The 9,447-nt window shown below is 71.0% G+C and carries 11 protein-coding genes and 2 pseudogenes; 6 read left to right on the plus strand and 7 right to left on the minus strand.

Translation table 11 applies throughout. The annotated features are described in order from the left end of the window. Positions 1 to 335: 335 nt before the first annotated feature. Positions 336 to 1,529: an RtcB family protein gene (locus GL263_RS14905; protein ID WP_181353547.1), complete on the plus strand. Its 1,194-nt coding sequence runs from the start codon at positions 336 to 338 to the stop codon at positions 1,527 to 1,529. A gap of 45 nt (positions 1,530 to 1,574) precedes the next feature. Here the strand turns inward: GL263_RS14905 and GL263_RS14910 are convergent, their stop codons facing one another. From GL263_RS14910 to GL263_RS14930, 5 genes and pseudogenes are all read right to left on the minus strand, one after another. Next, complete coding sequence (locus tag GL263_RS14910) at positions 1,575 to 2,651, minus strand: NAD(P)/FAD-dependent oxidoreductase (protein WP_182856191.1); 1,077 nt, start codon at positions 2,649 to 2,651, stop codon at positions 1,575 to 1,577. Positions 2,652 to 2,726: 75 nt separating this feature from the next. Beyond that, entirely contained in the window at positions 2,727 to 3,632 is a 906-nt protein-coding gene (locus GL263_RS14915) for a sigma-70 family RNA polymerase sigma factor (RefSeq protein ID WP_323379403.1), read from the minus strand. Between the two features lie 48 nt (positions 3,633 to 3,680). Then, positions 3,681 to 4,445 (minus strand): SDR family NAD(P)-dependent oxidoreductase, encoded by a 765-nt coding sequence (locus tag GL263_RS14920; protein WP_182856192.1) that lies wholly within the window; start codon positions 4,443 to 4,445, stop codon positions 3,681 to 3,683. A gap of 136 nt (positions 4,446 to 4,581) precedes the next feature. Then, positions 4,582 to 4,950, minus strand: a pseudogene (locus GL263_RS14925) (helix-turn-helix domain-containing protein); the annotation flags it as partial. A gap of 10 nt (positions 4,951 to 4,960) precedes the next feature. Beyond that, positions 4,961 to 5,706, minus strand: a pseudogene (locus GL263_RS14930) (DUF6879 family protein). A gap of 35 nt (positions 5,707 to 5,741) precedes the next feature. Between GL263_RS14930 and cutA the strand changes: the two are divergent. Continuing rightward, on the plus strand, positions 5,742 to 6,008 hold the full coding sequence (cutA, locus tag GL263_RS14935; protein ID WP_228456515.1) for a divalent cation tolerance protein CutA: 267 nt from the start codon (positions 5,742 to 5,744) through the stop codon (positions 6,006 to 6,008). Between the two features lie 19 nt (positions 6,009 to 6,027). On the opposite strand, the gene GL263_RS14940 is transcribed toward cutA, so the two are convergent. Both GL263_RS14940 and GL263_RS14945 read right to left on the minus strand, forming a co-directional pair. Then, complete coding sequence (locus GL263_RS14940; protein WP_182856193.1) at positions 6,028 to 6,564, minus strand: flavoprotein; 537 nt, start codon at positions 6,562 to 6,564, stop codon at positions 6,028 to 6,030. Next, the gene (locus GL263_RS14945; RefSeq protein WP_323379404.1) at positions 6,561 to 7,769 is read right to left on the minus strand and encodes a helix-turn-helix domain-containing protein; all 1,209 of its coding nucleotides are present in this window, start codon (positions 7,767 to 7,769) and stop codon (positions 6,561 to 6,563) included. Before GL263_RS14945 ends, GL263_RS14940 begins: the two co-directional genes overlap by 4 nt. A gap of 584 nt (positions 7,770 to 8,353) precedes the next feature. Between GL263_RS14945 and GL263_RS14950 the strand changes: the two genes are divergently transcribed. The 4 genes from GL263_RS14950 to GL263_RS14960 all read left to right on the plus strand — a co-directional run bounded on the left by GL263_RS14950 (position 8,354) and on the right by GL263_RS14960 (position 9,385). Continuing rightward, positions 8,354 to 8,605 carry a hypothetical protein gene (locus GL263_RS14950; protein WP_182856195.1) on the plus strand — a complete coding sequence of 84 codons (252 nt, stop codon included), beginning with the start codon at positions 8,354 to 8,356 and terminating at the stop codon, positions 8,603 to 8,605. Between the two features lie 235 nt (positions 8,606 to 8,840). Further along, positions 8,841 to 8,963 carry a hypothetical protein gene (locus tag GL263_RS28860; protein ID WP_267132767.1) on the plus strand — a complete coding sequence of 41 codons (123 nt, stop codon included), beginning with the start codon at positions 8,841 to 8,843 and terminating at the stop codon, positions 8,961 to 8,963. 62 nt (positions 8,964 to 9,025) lie between these two features. Further along, entirely contained in the window at positions 9,026 to 9,187 is a 162-nt protein-coding gene (locus GL263_RS14955) for a hypothetical protein (protein ID WP_182856196.1), read from the plus strand. Between the two features lie 18 nt (positions 9,188 to 9,205). Further along, positions 9,206 to 9,385, plus strand: a complete 180-nt coding sequence (locus GL263_RS14960) for a hypothetical protein (RefSeq protein WP_182856197.1) — start codon at positions 9,206 to 9,208, stop codon at positions 9,383 to 9,385. The last annotated feature ends 62 nt before the right edge of the window (positions 9,386 to 9,447 follow it).

Consider the following 9,447-nt stretch of genomic DNA (forward strand, 5'->3'; position numbering starts at 1 on the left):
GTGCCGGGGCGGGCGGGTCCGGCGGCGGTGCCGGCGGCCCCGGTCTTGCCGTCGGCGGTCTCGCCGCCGGGTCCGGAGCCGGCGGTGCACGCGGTCGCACCGACGGCGAGCGCGAGTGCCGCCACGCCGCCCGCGAGAGCTGTTCCCCGCACGCTGCCTCCTGAACCTCGTCCGAAATATTGTTGCCGCACCCCGGGGGCGGCGGAACACAATGTCTATCGCACACACCGCGCGACCGTCCGGCTCGCCGGGGGCTATGTGGCTATATGTCCGGTTATTGCGCTTCGTTGGTCGGTGTGCCGAATCACAAGGTTTCTCAGGGGGATCTGACTGTCATGTCGTACACCGAACTGCCCGGGGCGCGGGTACCGATCCGGATGTGGGCCGACCCGGCCACCGTCGAGGACGGCGCGATGCGCCAGCTGCGGAACGTGTCCACCCTGCCCTGGATCAAGGGCCTGGCGGTGATGCCGGACGTGCACTACGGCAAGGGCGCGACCGTCGGCTCCGTCATCGCCATGAAGGACGCCGTCTGCCCGGCCGCCGTCGGCGTCGACATCGGCTGCGGCATGACCGCCGTACGCACCTCGCTCACGGCCAACGACCTCCCCGGCGATCTGTCGGCCCTGCGCTCCGGCATCGAGGCCGCGATACCCGTCGGCCGCGCCGCGCACGACGAGGCCGTCGACCCGGGCGACCTGCACGGTTTCCCCACGGCCGGCTGGGACGACTTCTGGTCCCGCTTCGGCGGCATCGCCGAAGCCGTCCGCTTCCGGCACGAGCGCGCCACCAAGCAGATGGGCACGCTCGGCGGCGGCAACCACTTCGTCGAGGTCTGCCTGGACACCGACGGCGCGGTGTGGCTCATGCTGCACTCCGGCTCCCGCAACATCGGCAAGGAGCTGGCCGAGCACCACATAGGCATCGCCCAGAAGCTCCCGCACAACCAGGGCCTCGTCGACCGCGACCTCGCGGTGTTCGTCGCCGAGACGCCGGAGATGGCCGCCTACCGGAACGACCTGTTCTGGGCGCAGGAGTACGCCAAGCGCAACCGGGCCGTGATGATGGGCCTGCTGAAGGACGTCGTCCGCAAGCAGTTCCGCAAGGCCAAGCCGACGTTCGACCCGATGATCTCCTGCCACCACAACTACGTGGCCGAGGAGCGGTACGACGGGATGGACCTGCTGGTCACCCGCAAGGGCGCGATCCGCGCCGGCAGCGGCGACTACGGCATCATCCCCGGCTCGATGGGCACGGGCTCCTACATCGTCAAGGGCCTCGGCAACGAGGCGTCGTTCAACTCGGCCTCGCACGGCGCCGGCCGCCGCATGAGCCGCAACGCCGCCAAGCGCCGGTTCTCCGTGCAGGACCTCGCCGAGCAGACGAAGGGCGTGGAGTGCCGCAAGGACTCCGGGGTCGTCGACGAGATACCCGGCGCCTACAAGCCGATCGAGCAGGTCATCGACCAGCAGAAGGACCTCGTGCAGGTCGTCGCGAAGCTGAAGCAGGTGGTGTGCGTGAAGGGTTGACACCGGGTGGGGCGCCAAACGCGCCCCACCCGGTCGGGGACGAGCTCAGCGCAGGGCGCGGACCACACCTGTCACGAGCGCGGCCTTCACCAGCCGCGCCGTCGTGCCGGTGAACACCGTCTGCCGCATGCTGCCGTCCGTCCGCAGGAGCTGCACCAGACCGTCCTGCCGCCCAAGGCTCAGGCACTGCAGGATGTACCGGAACGCGAACGGCTTACCGGGCCGCCGCCCGGCGAGCGCCCGCCCGACGTGTCGGCCCATGGGGCCCGCAGCCGCGCAGCTCATCTGCGGCCGCCCCACACCCGGCACGTGGACGGACGCCGCGTCACCCACCGCGTACACCTCCGGGTGCGAGACCGAACGCAACTGCCGGTCCACCTCCGCACGACCGTCGGGAGCCACCGCCAGCCCCGCCTCGGCGGCCAGCCGGTGCGGTTCCATGGCCGCCGCCCAGGCCACCAGGTCCGCCTCCAGAGGGCCGCACGTCGTCCGCACCCCACCGCCGGCGGGCACCTCCGTGACCCGGTGCTCCTCGTGCACCACCACGCCCAGCCGGGCGAGGGCGGACAACACGTGCGCCCGACCACGGGACGACAGCCAGCCGCCGACCAGCCCGTCGGTCACCAGCCGCACCCGCCACTCCGGCGCCGCCTCCGCCAGCTCGGCGGCCAGCTCGACGCCCGTCGCCCCGCCACCGACGACGGCGACCGTCCCCGGCCGGTCGGCGGCGGCCATCCGGTCGCGCAGCTCTGCGGCGCGCTCGACGGGGAAGCCGTGCTCGGCCGCGCCCGGCACGCCCAGGAACGCGGTCCGGCTGCCCAGGGCGTAGACCAGCCTGTCGTAGCCGATCGCCTCGCCCCCGGCGGTGAAGACCTTGCGTCCGGCCAGGTCGAGCTCGACGACGCGGTCCCGCACGTGCACGGCGTTCCGGCCGCGCAGCACGGCGGAGATCGCCGGGCGGTGCTCCCGGTGGCCGGCGGCCGTCTCGTGCTGGCGGACCCGGTTGAGGAAGCGCGCCTCCGGCGCGACGACGGTCACCCGGTGCCGCCGCGCCGCCCTCGTGGCCACCGACAGCCCCGCGTAGCCCGCCCCCACCACCACGATGTGCTGCTGCCCGGTCATCTGGTCCTCCCGCTGCTCCTCGGAACGTGTGACCAGGGGACGGGACGGCGGCCGGATGTGTGACAGTGACCCGCGTCACGCCTCCAGGTGGCGCAGCTTCTCCGGGTTCAGCACGATGTACATCTCGGTGATCCGGCCGTCGGCGACGGCAAAGCCCATCACGCCGCTGAGCCGGCCCTCGGCGTCCCGGGTGATCAGCCCCGGCTCGCCGTTGACCAGGGCCGGAGCGAGAGTGGCCTCGCCGGTCGCCACGAACTTGGCGCCCAGGCCCAGCACCGTGCGGGCCACCTTGTCCGCACCGAAGATCGGGCGGACCGCCGCCGACACCACGCCGCCGCCGTCGGAGTGCCACACCACGTCCGGGGCGAGCACCGAGACCAGCGCGCCCATGTCGCCGCCCACGGCGGCCGCCGTGAACGCCGCCACGGCCCGCCGGTGCTCCGCCGGGTCCACCGGCCGGGAGCGGCCGCTCTGCTCGCCCACCCGCCGCCGGGCACGCGAGGCGAGCTGCCGGACCGCCTCCGGGGAGCGGTCCAACGCCGTCGCGATCTCCGCGAAGTCGACGGCGAACACGTCGTGCAGCACAAACGCCGTCCGCTCGGCCGGCGTCAGTTTCTCCAGTACCGCCAGCATCGCCAGCGACACCTCCTCGCCGACCACCGCCCGCTCGGCCGGCGACACCTCCTCGACCACCGCCGGCTCCGGCAGCCACTCGCCCACGTACGCCTCGCGGCGCACCCGCGCCGACCGCAGCAGGTCGTAGCAGAGCCGGGTCACGGTCCGGGTCAGATACGCGCGCGGGTCCTCGACCGTGCCGTGGTCGACGGTCCGCCAGCGCAGCCAGGCGTCCTGGAGCACGTCGTCGGCGTCGGCCACCGAGCCGAGCAGCCGGTAGGCGACGGACGCCAGATAGGGCCGGTGGGCGTCGAACACGGCAACGCCGTCGGCGGAACCGTGGGCATCAGGGGGCAGCTCGGACACCGCCCCACGGTACCGCCGTGCCCGTTCACCGCCCGCTCCGGCGGGCCGTCAGGACTCCCGGTGAACCTTGCGGTTGGCGGCCTGGGCGCGCGGCCGCACCACCAGCAGGTCGATGTTCACGTGCGGCGGCCGCTCGACGGCCCAGCCGATCGTCTCCGCCACGTCCTCGGCGGTCAGCGGCTCGGCCACGCCCTGGTACACGGCCGCCGCCTTGTCCGCGTCGCCCCGGAACCGGGTCAGCGCGAACTCGTCCGTCCGGACCATGCCGGGGGCGATCTCCACGATCCGCACCGGCTGCCCACACAGCTCCAGCCGTAGCGTCTCGGTCAGCGCGTGCGTGCCGTACTTGGCGGCGCAGTACCCGCCGCCGCCCTCGTACACGTCGAGCCCGGCGGTGGAGGAGACCATCACCACCGTGCCGTCGCCGCTCGCCGTCAGTGCGGGCAGCAGCGCCTGCGTCATGTTCAGCACGCCGAGCACGTTCACCTCGTACATGGCGCGCCAGTCCGCCGGGTCGCCCTCGGCCACGCTGTCCGTGCCGAGCGCGCCACCGGCGTTGTTGACCAGCACGTGCACCTCGCCCTCGCCGCGCAGCTCGGCGGCGAACGCGTCCACGGCGGCGCGGTCGGTGACATCCAGCGGCCGGGCGACGGCGTTGTGCCCGGCGGCGGTCAGCTCCTTCGCCAGCGCCTCGATCCGATCGGCGCGGCGGGCGGTCAGCACCACCCGCATCCCGCCCTCCGCCAACCGGCGGGCGGTGGCCGCGCCTATCCCGCTGCTGGCGCCGGTGACAACGGCGGTCCGCACGCTCATCCCAGTGTCCTCCTCGCGTTCCCGCCCTCCGGGCGGCGCCTCCCCGCCGACCCTACCGCCGCCGCTCACCGAGCACCCGCCGCGCACATGATCACCGCGACCCCGCCCAGACACACTGCGGCCTGGCCCTTGGAAGGGGAAGCCCTGGTGACTCCCAGACCCACATCTCCGAGGTGCGGTCGATCTCGGCGCTCAGCCCCTCGTGCAGCGGCTTGAAGCCGTTCGCCAGCGCGCGACGCCATGACCTGATGTGGGACTCGAACCCCGCCAGCCGGGCGGCGAGCTCGGGGTACACGCCCGGCTGCTCGGTCGCGTCGGCCCACGCCCTGAGGTCCTCGGGGCTGGCCGTCTGCTTGCCGTTCTCCAGCTTGCTGACCTTGGAACCGGGCCAGCCGAGCCGCCGGGCAAGCTGCTGACCGGTGAGCCGACCACCAGGGCAGGTGAAACGGAGTTCGCGCAGCCGCGCCCCCAGGGCCACCCTGGCTTGCTGATAGTCAGTGCTCACCGGTCACGCGTCATTCGGCCGGGGGCACCTGCGCTGCGAACTGGTCGAACGGCACCGCGTGGTGCATCGCCGCGTCACGGACCATGGCGTACCGCACGACCTCAGCCGGTTCGGTGATCAGCTCGATGTTCACGATGTTGTCGGCGTCATCGAAGTGCAGCAGCGCGACCAACCGTGAGTCGAAGATCCAGAAGTCTTCGGCGGGCAGGTCGGCGGCGTCCGCACGCCACAGGTAGCGGATGTCCTCGCCGACCGCCGCGTTGTGCCGGGCGTAGTCGAGCAAGAACCGCTGTTCGGTGGTCATCGGTTTGTCGGCGACGCGCACCCGACCGACCGCCTTGCCGGCCTCGGTCTGGGCCTTGATGTTGACGAACCAGGGCTCGTCGGGGTCGCAGGGCGCGGAGCCGGTGGCCAAGAACGCCTGAAGGTCAGGGTCTTCACGGTCGGACGCGTAGCCACGCCGAGTCTCCAGCCGCCAAGCGGTGTGCTGGAAGGTCTCGAACAGACGGCGGAAGGTGGCCCGGTCGACGCGTTCCGGCACCCTATCCATCTCCTTCGGTCCCCAGTTCACAAGCAGTTCGCGAGGCAACGCTACCGCTGCCTCGTTCGTCCCAAGTGCTGGAGCTGCGCGAGGTCTTCCGGGTCGGTGACGGGTGTGCCCTGAACGGTGATCTCGCCGGTGCCCTCGTCAGTGTGCAGGGCGGGGCAGCCGTCGACCTTGCTCTCTGTGCCGGTGAAGCGAAGCTGACGAGCCATGGACGCTCGCCCTTCCAGGGGGTGTTGATCCAAGCATGGTCCGAGGTCTCAGCTCGGCACTACGGGGTCTGACCGAGGGCACGGGCGAGGAGCGGCAACTACTCCTGAAGACCCGGGCCGACCGGTACGCCGAACTCGAAGCACACATCCTCGAACACGACACGTGGGACAACCCGGAGGTCACAGCCACCCCATTGAGGCAGGTTCGGCCGCCTACCTCAGATGGATCGGTTCCACGGTGCGCCCGCAGCAGCACCCGGAGTGATCCCAGCGTTCCGCCTTGCCGCACTGCCGGGCGATGAACCCCGACATCGCGCCAAGCTACTGGCTCGACACCTCACGTGCGGCGTTGATGCCCAGCAGCCACGGGAAACGGGAGGTGTTCCCATGCTTGGGGGCGTGCGGCTCGCCGGGTCCGAAGACGACGTGCACGCCTTGGTCGCGTAGCGTCTGCACCGCCCGGTCGACGGCTGGCTGAGCGCCGAGGGCTGTTGACCAGAACGGCATGGCGATCACGGGGATGCCGAGGTGGACTGCTTCGGCGGGGATGCCGAGTGCGACGGTGTCGGTGATTCCGGCGGCCCACTTGCAGGCGCTGGTGGTCGTCAGGGGAGCGACCAGCATGGCGTCCGCCTTGGGGAGGCCGCCTGACTCGCCGGGCAGGGTGTAGCGGGACCGTACGGGATGGCCGGTCAGCGTCTCCAACTCGCCGACCTGCGGCTCCCACCAGCGGGCGGCGGTCGGCGAGAGGAGGAGGCAGACGTCCCAGCCGTCGGCCTGCGCCGCGCGCACGCCGTCATCGACGTACTCGGCGGGTCCGGCGGCAGTCGCGATGAGGTAGAGCACCGGCGTGGTCATGTCTGGAGTCCACAACGGCGTGCGAGTCCGGTCAACTCCGCGCTGGGTGTGGGCACGAGCTCAAGGAGTTCGGCGACGAGCCGGAGCACGTCGGGCCTTCTCAACTCCTCGGGTGCGAGTCGCTCGGCGTTGAGGAGGTCGCAGATCGCCTCCTCGCGCCGACGGGTGAGGGCCGCCGCGCGGGCCGTGGTGATCAGGAAGCGGGACTGCCGCTCGCGGCTGAGTTTCCGGACTGCTTGCGGTTCGAGCTTCCGCGCGGTCTCCAGCGCCGACCAGGCGTCATCGAGACGCAGCAGCACATCGGCTTCATGTAGCTGGACGTTTGTGAGCCCGAACTCGGTGAAGTCGCCGGATCGCTCGTCGATCAGTGCGACCTCCCGGGCGGTTTCAAGCTGTTCGGTCGCTGTGGAGATCGCGTGCTGTGACCGTCCGTCGCCGGTGGCAGCCACAGCCGCCACCAGGTAGAGCATGCCAAGGGTGGACAGCCCGGCAGGGCCGTGGCGTTCGAGATCGGGGCGGAGGGTGGTGGCGGTGTCCGTGGCGTAGCCGACAGCCGCAGCGTAGCGTCGCTGGTGTATCAGGCCCCGAGTAACACGGCGGGCGGCAGCGCCCATCGCGACTGCATCGCCTGCCTGCTGTGCGGCGGTAAGAGCCCGGTCTGCGGCGAGAACGGCGGGTGTGCGCGTAGCCGCTCCGAACTTGAACAACAGCGAGGCGGACAGTTGGTAGGCCCGCGAGAGCAGTACAGCGGCAGCGGAAGTCGTCTCAGCCGTACGGTGCGCAACAGCCAGCACGGCGGTAAGTTCCCGTGCCACGGTCGTGTAGTGACCGGCGGCCCAGGCCTGACAGCAGTACGTGATCCTTTTTTCAAGAGCGGTTACTTGTACCCCTTCGCCATCTGGGATGGGAGTGACGAGGACGTCAGCGAGCGCGGATACCTCTGGTGGAGGCGTGGGTTCGGCGTTAGCGGGCTCGTCCGCCATGAGACGTGCCAATGGCACGCGCAGTGCTACGGCGGCTCTCAGTAGTACGGACAACCGGGGATCCGTCTGCCGGTGCCCGCCCTCCAGGTCCTGCACCCATCGGCGACTCTGCCCCATCAGGCGGCCGAGCTCAGCCTGAGTCAGGCCACGATGCTCACGCCAATATGCGATTCGGCGTCCAACCTGGTCGTGCACGGCGACCTCCGTCAAGAAGGCACGCACTTCGCGTGCTCACGCATTGTGTCATCTCCCTTACGGTCAGCGGTGCCAGATGGCCTTAGAAGGGACGTGACCACGCGTATGAGTCCACATACCCAGGCGTTGAGGCCTTGTGACCGGTACCGGAACCTCATTCATGCCGCTCGTCGTGTGCGCGGTGCTTGGGCATGTCACCGCCCGGAGTGCGTTCGCCCGGGCGACGCGGAGGCGCGCGATGCGTGAGCTCTGTGACCGCTGCGAGCGCGCCGATCCTTCGGTGCGGACTGTCTCGATTGTCGACCAGAACACCGGGCCCGGCTGGTCCCACCGCGCCTGCATGACCTGTCTGCCGTACGGCCAAGGCGAGTTCGACAACAACCGGGCGTCGCGGCCGCCGCGTAAGGGGGCGCCGCGATGACGCATGTGAGGTTGAGGCGGCGGCTTCTCGTCGCTCGGGGCGGCTGGCCGGTCGGGGGTCGGGCGGACCACATCGGGCCGTTGGACGGGGACGCGTCTCGGCTGGTGCGGCCCTATGTGCCGGTCGAAAGGCCGGATCCGCGCTGGGTGTCGTTGTCCGGCACTCGGTACGGGCCGTGGGCGTGGGCGTGGTGAGCACCGGCAGCGTCGACGGCGCTGATGGCGAGCTGTGTGGGCGGTGTCGGCCGAAGTGGCTGGAGACGGCGCCGCTTGTCGTGTCGCGCTTGCCGTGTGTGCGGCCGGCCGGGCACGAAGGTCCGCACGAGGACGCGATCTGGCAGACGTGGGTCGAGCTGCCCCCGGAACTGGTCTACGCGGTCGCGGTGGCCTGCGTGGCGGAGCAGCTTCGGCGTGCGTTCGCCGACAGTGAGGCCGCCCGGTGAGTCGCCGTAGACGTCGCCGCGTCGAGCACGCTCTGGCCGTGCAGGTCGTCTACTGCCTGCTGCTGGCCGGACTGCTGCTGCTCATCGTCCTCGGCGCGAATCCGTAGAGACGGGGCTGTTCAGCGGTCGAGTGAGCACCGCTGGTCGGCTCACGCAAGCCCGCCCCGGCCGCACATCCCTGGCAGGACCGGCCGGGGCGGATCGCAGGTAGCAACCCACCTACACGGAGGAGCCTATGCGCATCCGTTTCCGCTCGCGGCCCTTCGACCCTCAGGACGAAGGGCCGGATATCGACGACACCACCCCGCCGGCCGACGAACCGGACTGCGGTAGCGGCACCGGCTGCGGCCGCGAGTAGCAACACCCCAGCGAAGCGGCCGGCCCCGAAACCGGGTCGGCCGCCAGCCCTCGGGAGGCCCCGTGCACCACTGGCACGCCTACGGATACACCGGCCACGAGGTCCCACCGGACTCCCAAGCCCGCGATGACAGCAGAGCGGTCATGCCACGGGAGTTGGACGCTTGGTTCCGGAAGCCCAGAACGATGCTGGCCGGTACCTACCACCACATCGACGAGGTGTAGGCCTGGCTGGCCGAGGAGTTGGGGGAACACGCGCCCGTGCCCGGCGGGCTGTCCGTCGAGCTGCACCTGGAGCACGCACACCGCATGCTCCGCCTCGGCCAGGATGCCTATGTCGGCTACTACGAACCCGGCCGGATCGTCGTTCGCACGCTTCTGACGTGCCCGCGCGGCAAGGAGCAGTGTCCGGACCCGCAGTAGCCGCCGTGGCCCTGACGCCGGACAGTGCGGGGTGTGAGCGGGGTCACGGCAACGGGTGGGGG

Source organism: Streptomyces durbertensis (genome assembly GCF_014156695.1).
Taxonomy (GTDB): Bacteria; Actinomycetota; Actinomycetes; order Streptomycetales; family Streptomycetaceae; genus Streptomyces; species Streptomyces durbertensis.

What these genes read in the sequence shown, in the direction of transcription:
- GL263_RS14910 (WP_182856191.1), bottom strand. Translation starts at nt 2,651, where the DNA reads ATGACCGGGCAGCAGCACATCGTGGTGGTGGGGGCGGGCTACGCGGGG.
- GL263_RS14940 (WP_182856193.1), bottom strand. Translation starts at nt 6,564, where the DNA reads ATGACCACGCCGGTGCTCTACCTCATCGCGACTGCCGCCGGACCCGCC.
- cutA (WP_228456515.1), top strand. Translation starts at nt 5,742, where the DNA reads ATGGTCCGAGGTCTCAGCTCGGCACTACGGGGTCTGACCGAGGGCACG.
- GL263_RS28860 (WP_267132767.1), top strand. Translation starts at nt 8,841, where the DNA reads ATGCGCATCCGTTTCCGCTCGCGGCCCTTCGACCCTCAGGACGAAGGG.
- GL263_RS14920 (WP_182856192.1), bottom strand. Translation starts at nt 4,445, where the DNA reads ATGAGCGTGCGGACCGCCGTTGTCACCGGCGCCAGCAGCGGGATAGGC.
- GL263_RS14905 (WP_181353547.1), top strand. Translation starts at nt 336, where the DNA reads ATGTCGTACACCGAACTGCCCGGGGCGCGGGTACCGATCCGGATGTGG.